Annotated in this window: 13 protein-coding genes; 6 read left to right on the forward strand and 7 right to left on the reverse strand. The window is 58.4% G+C overall.

The genetic code is table 11. From position 1 onward, the window contains the following. Nucleotides 1-205 precede the first annotated feature (205 nt). The 3 genes from JG747_RS36120 to JG747_RS36130 all read right to left on the reverse strand — a co-directional run bounded on the left by JG747_RS36120 (nucleotide 206) and on the right by JG747_RS36130 (nucleotide 2260). Nucleotides 206-520 carry a DUF982 domain-containing protein gene (locus tag JG747_RS36120; protein WP_199202031.1) on the reverse strand — a complete coding sequence of 105 codons (315 nt, stop codon included), beginning with the start codon at nucleotides 518-520 and terminating at the stop codon, nucleotides 206-208. Between the two features lie 283 nt (nucleotides 521-803). Then, a complete protein-coding gene (locus JG747_RS36125; RefSeq protein WP_199202032.1) occupies nucleotides 804-1463 on the reverse strand; it encodes a response regulator in 660 nt (219 codons plus the stop codon). Between the two features lie 509 nt (nucleotides 1464-1972). Then, the gene (locus JG747_RS36130) at nucleotides 1973-2260 is read right to left on the reverse strand and encodes a hypothetical protein (RefSeq protein WP_199202033.1); all 288 of its coding nucleotides are present in this window, start codon (nucleotides 2258-2260) and stop codon (nucleotides 1973-1975) included. A 251-nt stretch (nucleotides 2261-2511) separates the two neighbouring features. Here JG747_RS36130 and JG747_RS36135 point away from each other — a divergent pair, with 251 nt between their 5' ends. Both JG747_RS36135 and JG747_RS36140 read left to right on the forward strand, forming a co-directional pair. Continuing rightward, a complete protein-coding gene (locus JG747_RS36135; protein ID WP_244748526.1) occupies nucleotides 2512-2892 on the forward strand; it encodes a hypothetical protein in 381 nt (126 codons plus the stop codon). A gap of 111 nt (nucleotides 2893-3003) precedes the next feature. Next, nucleotides 3004-3345, forward strand: coding sequence for a hypothetical protein (locus tag JG747_RS36140; protein ID WP_019863984.1), 342 nt, complete (start codon nucleotides 3004-3006; stop codon nucleotides 3343-3345). 283 nt (nucleotides 3346-3628) lie between these two features. Here the strand turns inward: JG747_RS36140 and JG747_RS36145 are convergent, their stop codons facing one another. Together JG747_RS36145 and JG747_RS36150 are read right to left on the reverse strand one after the other, a co-directional pair. Beyond that, on the reverse strand, nucleotides 3629-4183 hold the full coding sequence (locus JG747_RS36145; protein WP_244748527.1) for a DUF1365 domain-containing protein: 555 nt from the start codon (nucleotides 4181-4183) through the stop codon (nucleotides 3629-3631). 146 nt (nucleotides 4184-4329) lie between these two features. Then, nucleotides 4330-4731, reverse strand: a complete 402-nt coding sequence (locus tag JG747_RS36150; protein WP_199202048.1) for a response regulator — start codon at nucleotides 4729-4731, stop codon at nucleotides 4330-4332. 849 nt (nucleotides 4732-5580) lie between these two features. On the opposite strand from JG747_RS36150, the gene JG747_RS36155 reads away from it, so the two are divergent. From JG747_RS36155 to JG747_RS36165, 3 genes are read left to right on the forward strand one after another with little or no spacing between them, the layout of a single operon-like run. Further along, on the forward strand, nucleotides 5581-5949 hold the full coding sequence (locus JG747_RS36155) for a hypothetical protein (protein ID WP_199202035.1): 369 nt from the start codon (nucleotides 5581-5583) through the stop codon (nucleotides 5947-5949). A 2-nt stretch (nucleotides 5950-5951) separates the two neighbouring features. Next, a complete protein-coding gene (locus JG747_RS36160; RefSeq protein ID WP_020629215.1) occupies nucleotides 5952-11663 on the forward strand; it encodes a HAMP domain-containing protein in 5712 nt (1903 codons plus the stop codon). A gap of 5 nt (nucleotides 11664-11668) precedes the next feature. Then, nucleotides 11669-13741, forward strand: coding sequence for a response regulator (locus JG747_RS36165; RefSeq protein WP_199202036.1), 2073 nt, complete (start codon nucleotides 11669-11671; stop codon nucleotides 13739-13741). Nucleotides 13742-13997: 256 nt separating this feature from the next. On the opposite strand, the gene JG747_RS36170 is transcribed toward JG747_RS36165, so the two are convergent. After that, entirely contained in the window at nucleotides 13998-14261 is a 264-nt protein-coding gene (locus tag JG747_RS36170) for a YMGG-like glycine zipper-containing protein (RefSeq protein ID WP_027047926.1), read from the reverse strand. 738 nt (nucleotides 14262-14999) lie between these two features. Next, nucleotides 15000-15464 carry an outer membrane lipoprotein carrier protein LolA gene (locus JG747_RS36175; RefSeq protein WP_244748512.1) on the reverse strand — a complete coding sequence of 155 codons (465 nt, stop codon included), beginning with the start codon at nucleotides 15462-15464 and terminating at the stop codon, nucleotides 15000-15002. A 223-nt stretch (nucleotides 15465-15687) separates the two neighbouring features. On the opposite strand from JG747_RS36175, the gene JG747_RS36180 reads away from it, so the two are divergent. Beyond that, a complete protein-coding gene (locus JG747_RS36180; RefSeq protein ID WP_199201953.1) occupies nucleotides 15688-15966 on the forward strand; it encodes a hypothetical protein in 279 nt (92 codons plus the stop codon). Nucleotides 15967-16610 lie beyond the last annotated feature (644 nt).

Here is a 16610-nt window from a genome sequence, read left to right on the forward strand (position 1 = left end):
AAATTTGCACCAGTTTTCTCAAACGCATGCTGGAGTCCAAGCTTTGTCTGCCGTCTCTTATGAAGCGAAAACGGTACTGCAGGAGGTCTCCCGACAAGCACCATACGAAACCAAGTAGGATCGGAGCCGCGTACAAGGGTCCCAAGGCAACCGATATTGGAGCTTTGCATGGGCATCGATCTGCCTGCGCCGACGTTTGCACAATTTAGACTTGACCTTCTTGAATAGGGGCGGCCTTGCCAATCTCAGGTTCTGTCATCCACACCGGAGCTGCGGGCACAATCTCTATCACCCTCACCCGATGGACCCAAGTTGCAAAGGCCTTGCGCGCCGCCTCGACCGACGTTCGCCCATCATAGGCAGAATAACAGGCGTCAGAAGCCGCCGCATGGAGCAGCCCATGCCGTTCGACAGGCCATTCTTCTAGGAACTCTATTGCATCCATGAGCGAAGAGATCTTGCGGGCAACATTGCTCTCGTCGATTACAAAGATCGGCTGATTGAACATATCGCCTTCCATTGCCACCTCCTGAACCTAAGGCAGACCATCGTGCTTCCTCAGTTAGGCACCAGGGACCATCCCTCTGATACGTCACGTGGCACCGCGCTCGGTACATCAAGAAAGATTGGGAACGATGGCGCTCTGTTCAAGAGGACCTCGAGAGAGGACTGGCCTGAACCTCGACGGCACCGGATTGCAGTCGCCAGAGGCGTCTTTTCCCTCTTGATTCCATCCCGGACACCCTGGCTCTAAGAGATCAAGCTCAAGGCGTTTTTTCGAGGAGACGCGCGAAACTGCTCTATCACTGGCTCCTTTGGTGGTCTCGCGTCTCGCGCATCATGAGCGCCGCTTCCGTGCGGTTTCGCACATTGAGTTTGGACAGCACCCCGGTCATGTGGTGCTTGACCGTCTTCTCCTGCAGCTCCAGGCGCAAGGCAACCTCCTTGTTGCTGAGCCCCTCCGCCACCAGCCGCAGGATTTCCGTCTGCCGTTCAGTCAGTTGCCGCAACCGGTCCGCCACGCCGTTGGCAGATTGCGGGGACTGGAGATCGGAAAGCAGCCGTGCCGACAGCGTCGGCGTAAGGTAGCCCTCGCCGGCAGCCACATTGCGCAGGATGTCGGCGAGCGCGCGCGATCCGACGCCCTTGAGGATATAGCCCTGCACGCCTGCGTTCAGCGCCGTGGTTACATCGGCATTGGTCTCCGAAACGGTCAGCATGACGATCCTCTGGGCGGGATGGGCGGCAAGGATGCTTGCGACCGCGGACAGGCCGCCACCCGGCATGGAGATGTCGAGCAGCAATATGTCAGGCTGCATCGTCGAGGCGATGCGTTCGGCATCTTGCGCTGTCGCGCCTTCGCCGACGATCTCGAAACCTCCGATCTCCGACAGGCTGCGCGTCACGCCTTCGCGAAACAGCGGATGATCGTCGACAATAGCGATGCGGATAGTGCCAATCATGCTTGCTCCTCGACCGAAAGACTGATCACCAATCGCGTGCCTTGCGGCCAATTTCAAATGGCCGCGCGATGCCTCTAGCCTTCTCTCGGCGCCCAATCTGAAACCATACACAACTAATCGTCTCTGAACGGCTAAAACTACGGGGTTATTTGAAGTCTCCGCGCCGCCGCTAAGCCGGTTAGGCCAAGGGTCTTGGCTGTGCATTGCCACAACAGAGACTGGCAGGGGTGTGATTGCCGGCCGCTGCTGCGCTAGCATGTCGATCCTGCGCATAGCGCCTATAATCGGGGACTAGAAACGCGCCGGTGGGCGGGAGCGCAACGATTGGAAGTCCCCGACACCGGTCGGTCGCTTGCGAGGCATGCCGACCAGATGCCCGTGCCAGTAGTCCTGCAGAACCTGGTGGTCATCTTAGGGGTCCTGATCGGTGCAGATGTCATCAGGCAGTGCGACGCGCCACCATTCGTCTACGACCGATGGCGCTGGCGCAACGTGATTGCCCTTCACCATCAGTGATGCGCGCCGACCTTTTTGCTTTCTCTTTTGTGGATGTCGATCTGGTGGCGCATCGCGTCTGAAAGTGACAATGCCAAATAGAGGTCTTTCGGGTAGTCTGGCAGGATCCAGACGGCCGTCAGCTCGGAAATATCCTGTTTTTGACTGACATCCGATAGGCCGCGCAATTGCTTGGCCATCTTATCGACGGCCCGGGGTATGGCGGGTATGGCGGGCATCCCGCACCATACCGTGGCATATATCTCGGGCTGCTCGGGTTCTGTCGCGGTGATAGGGTTCATGACGCCTGTCTCCAGAATACCTCTTGACTTGACAGGAATATATTCCTTATTTTAACGGCGTTTAGGCTAGGAAAGGCTTATGGGAAAGCGCCGAGACGCGCCGGCCGACGAAGCTATGTCGGAATTGGAATTCGCGGCCCGAGCAGCCATCACCGCAGCCGGTGGTGACACTGTGGTTGCCTTGCTTAGCCCTCTGGCCAAGAATCCCGAACTTAAGCGGAAACTCGCTCTGTCACTCGCGGAGATCTCGAATGGCTTTTCTCGCGGCTGACACAAGGCGTGCCCTGGATGCTGAACACCCCCATGACAATTTCCGGTTCGAGGTATGCAATCGAGAGAAGACCCATTTCGAAACCAAAACTCAATCGCTCGACGCCGTGGTGAGCCAAGCGGCATGGCACGCCGCCAGTCGGCCCCAGCCGGGCGTGCTGCTGACCCAATGCGACAGCCGCCATGCGATGGAGAAGATCACGTCCCCGAGCAAAGTAGAGGTTCCGCCGCAGACGATCATAGACGGGAGCATTCATGCCGACTGGAGTTGGCGTTCGGCGACCTTTGCAGTTGGCACACGCTGCGATCGTGGCGGAGGACCTTGTCACATCCCGGAGGGGAAGCCTGCAAGCTTGATCTAGCGGTATGGCAAAGAAGATTGGTGGAGCGGGCTGTTATGCACGAGTTGCGACGGGTCGGACCCGTGAGGTTGGAAATCCACAGACTACCAAGGAACTGAAGGGATTTCGGCAATGCACGACTTGATCGAATTCTTCCAGGCCAATGCGGCTCTGGTGATCGCCAACCCCATGGCCTTCCTGACTTTCGCTGTCCTTTTTGGAACCGGAGGGTTCACCGTCGGTCGCTATTTCCTAACCGAACGCATCGCCAATCTAGAAAGTCGAATTGCTCGGCGTGATGATGAAATCGCGGCACTGAAAACAGACAGTGCAAAGACGGCAGAGCCGTCAATGATCCCGATCATAGGCACGTCGGCGCTTGGTAAAAACGACGCAATCCCGATGTTGAGAAAATGGCCTGATCGGCGTCTGCCGGAAACCCCGTCGGCACCTCTAAGTCGAGGCCGTGGCTAACCGCTCGTTACTTGGGTTATCTCATCTTGTGAATCCGCACAAACCCCATGGGGAAATTCTGCGCGAGATATCGGACAACGCGCGCTCTCCATCAGCGCATGGAGGTATCATCGCCAAAGAGCACGACGCGTCACCAACCAACGCGTTCGGCGTGTCTCAGAGCCTTCTGGCTCAGGGCTGCCAAATCTGGCTGCTCCGGTGATCCGAAGGCTTTCCCTGGTGTTACCTGCGATGTGGCGTGGCGCTACGAAATGCAGACCACGGCCTGCGCCCCGGCCTCTTGTCAAATGACATCAGGCTCGGCCTTTCTCTGTAAACGTCCATGCATGGCGACGCGGGTGATGGAGTTGTCGGGCGGGGCAGGGCGCTCCTGAAGCCGAATGCCCTTTGCCCAGAGCCGCAGCGCCTCCCAATGGATGCCGACGGTCACCTTGAGTGTCAGCAGAGGGTAGGAGATCAACGCGCGCAGCAGACTGGCATCGCTCAGCGCCTGCCGCTTGCCGGCGAAGCTTGCCACCATCAGCGGCCCTTGGTCGTCGCTGGCAGTGATGTGTATCGCGACGTTTTCGCTGGGGAGGCCGATGCGAAAGCGATAGTTCAATCCCATGGCCATGAAAGGCGAAACGTAGAAGCGCTTGTCGCAGTGTTGCCTGACAGTCTCGTCGTGCCGGTCGCCGACAGGGATCAGGTAGCTGTGGCGCTGCCCAAAGGTGGATCGCGACGAGGTCGCTCTGCCGGTTATGGCAGAAATAGATGCTGAGCGGATTGAAAGCGTCCAACCATCAATCGATCCGGGGGGATCGATCGGATCGCGAACATGGACCTCCGAGCTGAACAAAAGAGGCGGGCAAGAGTTGAGGCGCTCTCCGGCTAATCGCTGCAGAAGCGTGACGGCTCATTGTCGAAACTTGCCGACATCCTTCAAAACGCTCGCGGCGCTAAGGCCATAACACCTCCAGGAGAATCCGCCGTACTTTCAAGCGCCTAGTTTTCGGACGGGGGCGGGGACGCAGGAACATATTGATTTAGAAGGGTCGACAAAGCGGTGATGACCTGGACGACGGCGAATGGCTTGGCAATCATGACGCTTCCCGGCACGCCTTCCGCGCCCCAATGAATGTCACTGTCGCCGCTAATATAAATTACGGGCAGGGCTGAATTGGCTTGACGCAAATGCCTTGCAACTTCCCATCCGGTTTTACCCGATCCCAGGCGAATGTCCGAGATGAGCGCCTTGAAAGATGTCGGATCGGCGTCGAAAGCTTCAATGGCTAGAGCCGCGCTGTTAGCAGCGACGACAAGAAACCCTGCCTCTTCAAGCGCCGACTGTATGTCGAGCAAAATCAGCGCCTCGTCCTCGACGACTAGAACCGAACTGCCGTTCATTATCATTCCCCTCTAGCGCGGCCGTAAACGGCTACCAGAGGTTTAAGTTCCGAACCAATGAATCACTTTAGCGCGAGCGCCGAGTCCTCGGTCACGGAAAGGGCTGTGCCCATAACATCACAAGAGCGACGCTCCTCATGATTTTGCTCATTTGTGATGTTGGAGCAGCCATATTCTACAGCGACCAAAATTACGATCAAAGCGAAGAACATACGCGTGGCGAGACTCCGACTTCGTTACAGTGGAATATTTGACAATCGGGAGTGCCGATTTGGAACATGGTAAGTCAAGTCCACGAACTCGGATTGGTGGTTGCATCTCTCACACTTCGTCGCCAAATAGCATCGCCTCCAGAACGTCCGTGCGAACCGCTCGCATCTGCTTGCGTAATTTCCAATTACCTTGAAAAGCCGCCGACCGCCCAACCTAGCGATATGGCTAAAACAAGCCCGAGAATGACAGCTGTAAATAACCACATATTATTGTTCCTTGCTCGGTATACGAGCATGAATGACTTTTTGCCTGAAAGGTTGCGCGCCAACTTGTTCGACTGCGCGTCTCATCTTTCCTGAGGTGACATCAAGCGGCCGCAGAAGCCATCAAAGGGAGCGACGATTGGGGCAAAGAACCTAGAGCAGTGGCCGCCGGAATCGGAAAGCCAGATCGGCCGATCCACATTTACTAACCTTTAGACGCGAGTTCTGGCACACGGTTGCTGGCAACGCATTGACTGCGGAGGAAGTGGGCGCGCCCGCAAAACTCGCTGAAATCGGGACTTGGCGGGTTCGGCACGAGCCTCGATACCTTCGAACGAGCGCGATGACCGAGCTTCCCGGCTGAGCCCGCTACATGTCGATCGCCGGCGAGGCGCGCCGTTGCGGCGCCCGAATCCAAAAGAGTTTGAAAAGTGGCGCCATTGATCGCATCAAGCCGAACGGCAGGAAATTGCTCACGAGCCTCGCGGCGCCGACGGATCCGCTGAACGGCGTTATGACAAGAACAGACGTCGTCGCTACTGATAACCAGGTCGCCCCCGGCGACTGCGATGCGCTTCGCCATCAGGGGAACCCAAATGTTTGTGTAATTTTCGACTTGGGAAAGCTAAATGCCGCCCGGAACCAAATTGAAATCGCGGCGTTTGGGGACTTGCGGGGGAATGTATCGTTCGCACGCGAGGGGCATTTATCCGACATGGATCGACCGGGAGGGGCGCTGTGACTGTGCAGGCATCCAAGACGCAATTGGACCGTCGTAGCATACTGAATTCTCTAAAGGCCTTCCGGCGCGGTGACTTCTCAGTCCGCATCGACAACGTCTACGAAGGCCTCGATTCCGAGATCGCAGAAACCTTCAACGAGATCGTCGATCTGAACGACCAGGTGTCCCGAGAATTCGAGCGTCTGAGCAGGGTCGTCGGCAAGGATGGGCGGATAGGCGAGCGTGGCCGCGTCCGAAACGCTACAGGCAGCTGGGAATCCAGCGTACGGTCGGTCAACGATCTCATAGAAGACATGGTCCAACCGACGGCCGAGGTCGCGCGCGTCATCGGCGCCGTCGCCAAGGGTGATCTGTCGCAGACGATGATGGTCGAGATCGACGGTCGACCGCTCCGCGGCGAATTTCTGCGCATAGGCAAGATCGTCAACACCATGGTTGGTCAGCTTGCTTCCTTTGCCTCCGAGGTAACGCGCGTGGCGCGCGAAGTCGGCACCGAAGGCAAACTCGGCGGCCAGGCGCGCGTGAAAGGAGTCGCCGGGACGTGGAAAGATTTGACCGACAACGTCAATGCCATGGCAACCAACCTGACCGGCCAGGTGCGCAACATCGCGGAGGTGACGACGGCGGTTGCATCCGGGGACCTGTCGAAAAAGATCACCGTCGACGTGAAGGGCGAGATTCTGGAGCTGAAGAACACCATCAACACCATGGTCGACCAGCTCAATTCCTTCGCCTCGGAAGTGACACGCGTGGCGCGCGAGGTCGGCACCGAAGGCAAGCTGGGCGGCCAGGCGCGCGTGGAAGGGGTCGGCGGGACGTGGAAGGATCTGACCGACAATGTGAATTCCATGGCCGAAAATCTGACCGGCCAGGTGCGCAACATCGCCGAGGTGACGACGGCCGTCGCCTTGGGCGACCTTTCCAAGAAGATCACGGTCGATGTGAAAGGCGAAATTCTTGAGCTGAAATCGACCATCAATACCATGGTTGATCAGCTCAATTCCTTCGCCGGCGAGGTAACCCGCGTCGCGCGTGAGGTTGGCACCGAAGGCAAGCTCGGCGGCCAGGCGCAAGTGCGCGGCGTTGCCGGCACGTGGAAGGACCTCACTGACAACGTCAACTCGATGGCTGAAAACCTCACTGGACAGGTGCGCAACATCGCAGAGGTCACGACGGCGGTTGCCTCTGGAGACCTTTCAAAGAAGATCACCGTCGCGGTTCAAGGCGAAATTCTGGAATTGAAAGACACCATCAACACGATGGTCGATCAGCTGAACTCGTTTGCCTCGGAAGTGACGCGCGTGGCGCGCGAGGTCGGAACCGAAGGCAAGCTGGGCGGTCAGGCCGAGGTGAGGGGCGTCGGCGGCACATGGAAGGATCTGACCGACAACGTCAATCTGATGGCTGCCAATCTGACCGGACAGGTGCGCAACATCGCAGAGGTCACGACGGCGGTGGCTCGCGGCGACCTGTCGAAGAAGATCACCGTCGACGTCAAGGGCGAAATCCTGGAGCTCAAGGATACCGTCAACACGATGGTCGATCAGTTGAATTCCTTCGCCTCGGAGGTCACCCGTGTGGCGCGCGAAGTCGGTTCGGAAGGCAAGCTTGGTGGGCAGGCTCATGTCGAAGGCGTCGGCGGCACCTGGAAGGACTTGACCGACAACGTCAACGCAATGGCCGGCAATCTTACCGTGCAATTGCGCGATGTCTCCAAGGTGGCGACGGCGATCGCCACCGGAGACCTGACGCAGAAGATCACGGTTGATGCACTGGGCGAGATCTTGCAGATCAAGGACGTCATCAACACGATGGTGGATCAGCTCAATTCCTTCGCCTCGGAGGTGACGCGCGTGGCACGCGAAGTCGGCTCGGATGGCAAGCTGGGCGGTCAGGCGCAGGTGCGTGGTGTCGCCGGCACCTGGAAGGATTTGACCGACAACGTCAATGCCATGGCCGCCAATCTAACCGGCCAGGTACGCAACATCGCCGAAGTGACCACGGCCGTGGCGCTTGGGGATCTGTCAAAGAAGATCACTGTCGATGTGCGTGGGGAAATCCTGGAGCTCAAGGACACGATCAACACGATGGTCGACCAGCTCAATTCCTTCGCCTCGGAGGTGACGCGGGTAGCGCGCGAGGTCGGCACCGAAGGCAAGCTCGGCGGCCAGGCGCAGGTGCGCGGCGTGGCTGGAACTTGGAAAGACCTGACCGACAATGTGAACTCCATGGCCGAGAACCTGACTGGCCAGGTGCGCAATATCGCGGAAGTAACGACCGCTGTTGCGCGCGGTGACCTGTCGAAAAAAATCACGGTCGACGTGAAGGGTGAAATCCTTGAGCTCAAGTCGACCATCAACACCATGGTGGACCAGCTCAACTCCTTTGCCGGCGAAGTGACCCGCGTGGCGCGTGAGGTTGGCACCGAAGGCAAGCTTGGCGGACAGGCGCGTGTCGAAGGCGTGGCCGGTACCTGGAAGGACCTGACCGACAACGTCAACCTCATGGCGACGAACCTGACCAATCAGGTGCGTGGAATCGCCGACGTCGTGACAGCGGTCGCGCAGGGTAATCTCAAGCGCAAACTGACGGTCGATGCCAAGGGTGAGATCGCTTCGCTCGCTGACACCATCAACGGCATGATCGAGACGCTGGCTACCTTCGCCGACCAGGTGACCAATGTCGCGCGTGAAGTGGGCATCGAGGGCAAGCTTGGCGGTCAGGCGCGCGTGCCAGGTGCTGCCGGCCTGTGGCGCGACCTCACCGACAACGTCAATCAGCTCGCCGCCAACTTGACCACGCAGGTGCGCGCAATTGCCGAGGTTTCGACAGCGGTGACCAAGGGCGATCTGACCCGCTCGATCAGCGTCGAGGCCTCCGGCGAGGTCGCCGCGCTCAAGGACAACATCAACGAAATGATCCGCAATCTGAAGGATCAAACCCTTAAGAATGCGGAGCAGGATTGGTTGAAGACCAATCTCGCGCGATTTTCGCGCATGCTGCAGGGCGAACGCGATCTTGCCACCGTCTCGCGGCTTATCATGTCCGAGCTCGCTCCGCTGGTGAACGCGCAATACGGAGTCTTCTACGTCACCAACCGCGACGAAGAGGAATCCTATCTTGAGCTTGCGGCGTCCTATGGCGCCGAAAGCAGGGCCGCCATCAAACAGCGTCTGGATCTGCGTGAAGGTCTGGTCGGGCAAAGTGCTGCTGACAAGCGGGCCATCATGCTGAACAATGTGCCGCCGGAATTTCTTCGCGTCACGTCAGGTCTCGGCAGTGCCTCGCCAGCCAACGTCATCATTCTTCCCGCCTTGTTCGAGGATGAGGTCAAAGCCGTTATCGAACTCGCCTCGTTCGGCGAATTTCGCGACACGCACCAGTCCTTTCTCAACCAGCTGATGGAGTCCGTCGGCATCGTTCTCAACACCATTGCCGCAACGATGCGCACCGAGGGGCTGCTCAAGCAGTCCCAGCTGCTGACCTCGGAATTGCAGGCGCGTCAGACCGAACTGACCAAGAAGCAGGAAGAGCTGCATGCGACGAACGAAGAGCTGCAGGAAAAGGCGCAGCTTCTCGAGAACGAAAAGAAGCAGGTGGAAAACAAGAATCTCGAAATCGAGATGGCGCGGCGCGCTTTGGAGGAGAAAGCCGAACAACTGGCGCTTACGTCGAAGTACAAGTCCGAGTTCTTGGCCAACATGAGTCACGAGCTGCGCACACCGCTCAACTCACTGCTTATTCTTTCCAACCTTCTTGCGACCAACCAGCAGGGCAATCTCAATGAAAAACAGGTCGAATTCGCGCGGACCATTAACTCTGCCGGAACCGATCTTCTCAGCCTCATCAATGACATCCTCGATCTGTCGAAGATTGAGTCCGGTACCGTCTCCATAGACATCAACGATATGCCGGTGACCCATCTGCGCCAGCATATGGAACGCACATTCCGGCAGTTGGCCGCCGACAAGGGCCTCGGTTTCACCATCAAGGTCGATCCCGCACTTCCCGAGACGGTCCGCACCGACGAGAAGCGCCTGCAGCAAATTGTCCTCAACCTTCTTTCGAATGCATTCAAGTTCACCTCGCAGGGCGAAGTCAGCCTGAATTTCCGGGTCGAGACGGCCGGCCGCCGCAATGGATCCGGGCAAGCGATGAAGGCCTTGGCGATCGCCGTGACCGACACCGGCATCGGCATTCCGGAAGACAAGCAGAAACTGATCTTTGAAGCCTTCCAGCAGGCCGACGGCACCACCAGCCGCAAATATGGCGGCACCGGGCTTGGCCTGTCGATCAGCCGGGAAATCGCACGCCTGCTTGGCGGTGAGCTACGCGTTGAAAGCACGCCGGGCAAGGGCTCGACCTTTACGCTGGTCATACCGTTCGACGGCCCCCATGCGGCGGCCGCTCAGTCGGCCTTGCCTGCGCCAACCGAGGCAGTTGCCGCGCCGGCATCGCTCGGCACCTCGCCTTCGGCGGAGCTAATCGACGATCGCGATTCCATCACGCCGACGGATCGGGTCGTATTAATCGTCGAAGACGACCCGACCTTTGGCGGGTTGCTGCTTGGTCTCGCGCGTTCGGCCGGCCTCAAAGGTGTCTTGTCGACCGCCGGTTCCGGCACACTGGCCCTGGCCCGCAAACTCGTTCCTGATGCGATTACGCTCGATCTCGGTCTTTCGGATATCGACGGCTGGGTGCTTTTCGATCTGCTACGTCACGATCAGAAGACCAGTCACATCCCAGTTCATGTCATTTCGGGTGCCGAGGATATCGACGCTCTCGCCCGCAAGGGGGCGTCCAGCATCGCAACCAAGCCTGTCTCTTCCGAGGAACTGATGAGGGTGTTTCAGGATATTCATTCCAAGAAGCTGCGCATTCAGAGGCGCGTTCTGGTCGCGGACCCCGACCCGGAGCGCCGGCTATCGCTGGTCGAAGCGATCCGCGACGGGGTGACCTCGGTCACTGCGATCGGCCGTTTTGCGGCAAATGCCGACGATATCGGCACGGCTTCGTACGATGCCGTCGTGCTTGGCTTCGGGCGCTCGGCTAGGGACAATGCACAGGTGCTCGACGAGCTCACCGGCCAGTTTGGCGAAGCGTTGCCTCAGCTGTTGTTCTTTGCCCCTCATCCCGATGCGCTTGAACAGGTGTTGGCCCTGAACCCGGCGCTTGCGAACGCGCCGCGGGCCGAGAATTTTGCCCAACTGGCGCTGCAAATCTCGGCGACCCTGCCCGGAGAAGGACGCGAAGAGGGCGATCCAGGAGCCGAGCAGGCCGGCAAGTCCGATCTTGCCGGAGCGAAAGTGCTTATCGTCGACGACGATATCAGGAACATCTACTCGCTCACCAGCGTCCTTGAGACCTACGACATTCAGGTTCTGCATGCCGAGCGCGGCCGCGACGGCATCGCACTGCTGGAGCAGACGCCCGATGTCGACGCCGCTTTGATCGATATCATGATGCCGGAGATGGATGGCTACGAGACGATGCGGCGCATTCGCGGGATGCCGGCGATCGCTCACATCCCGCTTATTTCCGTCACTGCCAAAGCGATGAAGGGCGATCGGCAGAAGTGTTTGGACGCCGGCGCTTCCGATTATATCGCCAAGCCCGTCGATCTCGATCTCCTGCTGGCATTGCTTCGTGTCTGGATAGGCCGTTCCAGGGCACGCACGGACACTCCGGAACAGATGCTCGTGGCAGTGAACTGACGGCCATGCAAAAACCTCAGAGGAATAAGGTCAGAAAGCTTGAGGCCGGGCAATTGGCCGAGAGACCGGCAAGGGCGCGGATCCTTGCCGTTGATGACGATGAACGTAATCTTCTGGCGATCAGCGAAGTCCTTGCTTCGACGGGCGATGTCATCTGCGCGCAATCGGGCGAAGAGGCCTTGCGGTTTCTGCTGAAGGAGGACTTCGCCATCATCCTCCTGGATGTCCTCATGCCGGGAATAGACGGCTATGAGACGGCTGCGCTTATACGCCAGCGCGAGCAATCCAGGCGCACTCCCATCATCTTTCTTACAGCCATCAACAAGGAGCAGGCCCACATGCTGCGCGGCTATGATGTCGGCGCGGTCGACTATGTGTTCAAGCCGTTCGATCCGGTCATGCTGCGTTCGAAAGTCGCTGTATTCGTCGACCTCCACGAAAAGACGGCGGAAATCAAGCGAAAGGCAGCGACCGAGAAGAGACTGCTGGCACAGGCACTCCAGGCGCAGAAGGACAAGCTTGAGGCGGAGCAGACGCTGCGCAACGTAGAGGAACGGCAGGACGCCATTTTGAGTTCGCTGCCGGTTTGTTTCCATGCGAGGGCAGCCGAGCCGCCCTTTGCAGCGCGCTTTGTCACCGATGGAGTGGAACGTCTGACCGGTTTTTCGGCCAAGACATTGACCTCGGATCCGCCCTTTGGCCTCAGCAGGGTTCATCCGGACGATCTCGCCAGGCTGGAGCAAGCGCTGCTGGCGGCAAAGACGACCGGCTCCTACACCTGTGAATTCCGCTGGCTGTGCGCCAATGGCGAGTATCGGATCTTTCTCGACCAAGGTGTGATGTCTAGTGGCTCTGATGGCCGCGCACCGGAAATCTTGGGGACGCTGCTTGACGTCACCGAGCGGCGGGCTCTCGAGGACCAGCTGCTTCAGTCGCAGCGACTTGACGCCATCGGCAAACTGACCGGTGGTTTGGCTCATGATTTCAACAATCTGCTCGCCGCAATCTTGAGTGGGCTGGGACTGCTCGAACGCGGTGCAAGCTTGGATGACCAGTCCCGGCAGGTTCTCGAGCTGATGCGACGCTCGGCCAGACAAGGGGCCGATCTCGTCACTCGAATGCTCGCCTTTTCGCGACGCCAGACGCTGAAACCGCAAGCGGTGCGTCTTGCAGGGTTTGGCGACACCATGAACGGGTTGGTAGCGCCAGTTTTAGGGGGCTTGATTCGCTTCGATTGGCAGATCGACGACACGGTATGGCCGGTACATGTCGATGCCGGGCAGCTTGAACTTGCGCTGATGAACCTTGTTTTCAACGCACGCGATGCCATGCCATCTGGTGGAACGATCGTTGTGCATGCAAAAAATCGTGCCCTCAACGCGACGTCGCAAGATTTGGCGGCCGGCGAATATGTGGTCGTAACGGTCAAGGACACGGGTTCGGGAATCGCTCCCGACATTCTGGAGAAGGTGATAGAGCCATTCTTCACGACAAAGCCGGTTGGAAAGGGAACTGGGCTCGGGCTCAGCACGGTTTATGGCTTCATGAAGCAGTCCGGTGGTTCTCTTCGCATCGACAGCGCCCCTGGACGAGGAACGGCAATGGAACTGTGGCTGCCACGCTCTTTTGATAATTCCTTCAACGATAACGCGGCGAGCAACGAGGAACCCTTAACTTACAGCGGCAAAGAAACCCCGTCTGTCCTTCTGATTGACGACAGCAGCGTGTTGCGGCAACTGACTGCCGAGTCGCTTCGGCGGCGCGGTTTTCCGGTAACCTGCGCGTCCGGCGGCGCTGAGGCGCTGGCTGCCATTGAACGGGCACCGCATGATTTTGACGTAATCGTCACTGACTTTGCCATGCCGCTAATCACCGGGATCGACGTCATTCGATTTGCGCGTAACCTTCGCGGCGACTGGCCCGCCGTGATAGTGACGGGCTATGCCGAAGCGGATACGATTTCGGATCGCCCGTCGGACGTCCCATTGTTAAGCAAGCCGTTCCGAGAGAAGGATCTCATCGAGGGGATCTTTCGGGCAATCGCACAGGCGGCCACGAAAATAACAAAGGCAGGATAGGGCGAGCCACTTGACCGCAGCGAAGCGTCCAGGAAACCATCTCGCTGCGCGCCAAACGGGTCAAGGCTGCGACGCTGTGAATGTCGAATGCACTCCTACCAATCTCTCAGCAGGGGCCTAGCGCCTGACCTTGAATCAGCCAGGGCGTAAGCGCGAAGACTGAATTGCCATTGCGCCTCGGCCTATCTGATCGGCGAAAGAGCCGAACCGCGGGCAGCCGCACGTCCCATCGCAGGGTCGCGCTGGCCCGGCGCCCTCAATACCCCTCGGGACACCGCGCAACATAGACGCGCCCCTGGCGATCCCTGTAGCGGCACTGGCCGGCCTCGCTGGCGTGCCCGATCACCGCTCCGGCGATGGCACCCGCAGCTCCGCCGACGACCGCGCCTTGGACTGGGTTGCCAGCCACGGCGGCGCCGATTGCCGCCCCACCCAATCCGCCCACGGCAGCACCCTGTTCCGTGCGGGAACATGCAACAAGCGCACTGAGAAGGCTTAATACGAGCATTGTCCTTTTCATGAGTCGTCCTCCAGCAGCCCGAAAGTGAGCCGGATGTTAAATGCGCGATTCCCGCTTTGGATCCACATCAGCCTAATTTAGCTCTGGCTAAACGATGATTTTTGACGAGCCACATGAGTATCTCGGCGGATCCCCGGAGTGCGGGCCTCGAGCGCTGTGCCGCCGCCTTTCGGCACACTTCGGATCTAATCCAAGCCAAGCGGAACATCCAAAGCCTCGACGCATTGCATTAGCAAAGATGGAGCTCGTTCGGTTTTAGGGACCAGCATGCTCCTTCTTTCAAGGCGATCTGGCCAGGCTGGTTACCGCGCCGTTGCCTGCAGAGACAGCGAATCCGGTCACAGCGAGCAAATGACTCTCGGCGATAAAAAGAGAGCATGTCAGGCGGGGTTTTGGCGTCGCCATGGCCTGTGTGAGTGCGACGATAACCGCTATCGTACCGGGTCCACGCCGCCCTTAGCATTTGTTGATGAAAATGCATGTGGACGAAGCCGGTGGGCACGCGCGTTGGGGCGCTATGAGCATGAACAATTCTATGCTCCGTGAAAGGCATCCTTGGCTCGGAGGGTTCCGCTTGCTCCGGAACGCGCCGGCCTCAGCCTTGCTGCCAGACTTGCCGACAGTCCGCCGTCATTTCGCAGTGGTGTTGAATTCACGGTTTGCTGCATAATCGATGGTGAAAATGCCCGGAGGAGCGCGAACGCCCTCCTTCACATTGGAGATAGTGACCGTCGTGCTTTACCCTCTTTCGTCGGTTAGGCTCCATCTGCGCAAATCGAGCGATTTCCTGTCGAAGACCATCGTGATGTTCGAGTTTCCAAAGACCGACTTGTCGGCCAGCTTGATGGTAACAACCTGGGCGCCATCGTCTTTGACACTTTTCAGGCGACTGCCAGAGAATTCGACCTTGTCGTCCAGCAGGAGCTTGAGCGGCGTCTTCGAGAGAGAATCGAGGTGCGACGTCTTGAGCCTTTCGTTGTAGATTTCGACAGATTTTCCATCTGCAATCAAGCTGATCCCGGATTTGCCTGCATAGTCGAACCGAAGCTTGCCCGGGCATTGGAGAAAAAATCTACCTCCGCTCTTTTCCTCCCTTGGGCCGGACTGAACGAAGTCCCCGGACATGGACTTTATCGCCGAGAAATGATTGGCAATCGTCGCTGCATCTGAGATGCGCGTCCGAAAAGGCAGGCGCAAGGTCAAGATTGATGGCGGTAGCGCTGACAACTACAAACCCGGAAGCCAGCAGTCTTTTGATCTTTTCCGCATTCCAGGTTCGAGCGACTTCGATGACGGCGACGAAGCTTTTGGCCGATGTCCTACCGTTACGTTGTAATACATTTGTGCCCGGCTCTCGAATTGAGAGCCGGGCATAGGGCTGCCGTCAGTATCCTCCATTCTCGTCCTGCTGGATAACAACGTGGCGATGCCGATGGTGCGATCGATCCATCGGGCTTCGGATTACGACCGTGTCGGAGCGATGGTGCCGGCGACCGTGATCGAAGAAAGCGATATCGCCATGTCGGCGGTGATGGAGGCGATGTCCTTCGCGATAGATGACCACACGATCATTGTTCCAGTGAGTGTCGGTGATGTCGATGGTCTGAACTACGATCGCGTCGGCCGAGGCCACGGATGGTACGAGCAGGCACAGTGCCGAAGCACTAAGAATGGCGGTTTTCAGTTAAGATCCTCAACGATTTAAGATGGCCCTTCGCCTGCTTAACATCGTGTGATCGCTTTGGTTCCGGGCGATTTGAGGAAGGCTGGCGGGTGGTGATCTATGAGCAGGAGCATCCAGGACTCGTCCCGATCAAGAGGTGGACTTCGATCGCGGCAGCAATTGCCGCTAATAAGGTCGCCGGCCACTGAACGGTTGCGGCGTTTGGAAGAAAGGGGTTTCCTAACGTTACCGAAGGACCCGCCGGGGCATCGAGGGGACTACGGGTCGGTCGATGGCGAAGGGCGTATCGTCGAGATCCATTGGTAGACGCAATTTCGGAGGTAAACGGATGTCCTGTTGCCATCAAAAAGATCTCGGTCGTTTGTCGGACCGTTTCCAAGGCGCGCACCAACGCAAGGACCAAAGCAGCAAAACCCGCTAAAGCCGCCCAAGGACGACGTCGTAAAAATACGGCCTCCTATGGAACATTAGGCAGTCGGAAATGTTGATTTCGACGCAATGACCAGATCGGCAGGCAAACAGCGTGGCCTGCCTATTATTTTGGAGGCCGACATATGCACAGCATTATCTACATCGTAGGGCTAGTCGTCGTTGTTCTTGCGGTGCTGAGCTTTTTTGGCCTGAGGAGATAGGCCGGCAATATCGTTGGTGCCGCTACTGATCGC

The sequence above is a fragment of the Mesorhizobium sp. 131-3-5 genome, from assembly GCF_016756575.1.
In the GTDB taxonomy this organism is placed as follows: Bacteria; Pseudomonadota; Alphaproteobacteria; order Rhizobiales; family Rhizobiaceae; genus Mesorhizobium; species Mesorhizobium jarvisii.

Bases quoted from the DNA above. Each gene is read 5' to 3' on its own strand.
- JG747_RS36120 (WP_199202031.1), bottom strand. From the start codon at position 520: ATGGAAGGCGATATGTTCAATCAGCCGATCTTTGTAATCGACGAGAGC.
- JG747_RS36125 (WP_199202032.1), bottom strand. From the start codon at position 1,463: ATGATTGGCACTATCCGCATCGCTATTGTCGACGATCATCCGCTGTTT.
- JG747_RS36130 (WP_199202033.1), bottom strand. From the start codon at position 2,260: ATGAACCCTATCACCGCGACAGAACCCGAGCAGCCCGAGATATATGCC.
- JG747_RS36135 (WP_244748526.1), top strand. From the start codon at position 2,512: ATGGCTTTTCTCGCGGCTGACACAAGGCGTGCCCTGGATGCTGAACAC.
- JG747_RS36140 (WP_019863984.1), top strand. From the start codon at position 3,004: ATGCACGACTTGATCGAATTCTTCCAGGCCAATGCGGCTCTGGTGATC.
- JG747_RS36150 (WP_199202048.1), bottom strand. From the start codon at position 4,731: ATGAACGGCAGTTCGGTTCTAGTCGTCGAGGACGAGGCGCTGATTTTG.
- JG747_RS36155 (WP_199202035.1), top strand. From the start codon at position 5,581: ATGTCGATCGCCGGCGAGGCGCGCCGTTGCGGCGCCCGAATCCAAAAG.
- JG747_RS36165 (WP_199202036.1), top strand. From the start codon at position 11,669: ATGCAAAAACCTCAGAGGAATAAGGTCAGAAAGCTTGAGGCCGGGCAA.
- JG747_RS36170 (WP_027047926.1), bottom strand. From the start codon at position 14,261: ATGAAAAGGACAATGCTCGTATTAAGCCTTCTCAGTGCGCTTGTTGCA.
- JG747_RS36180 (WP_199201953.1), top strand. From the start codon at position 15,688: ATGCCGATGGTGCGATCGATCCATCGGGCTTCGGATTACGACCGTGTC.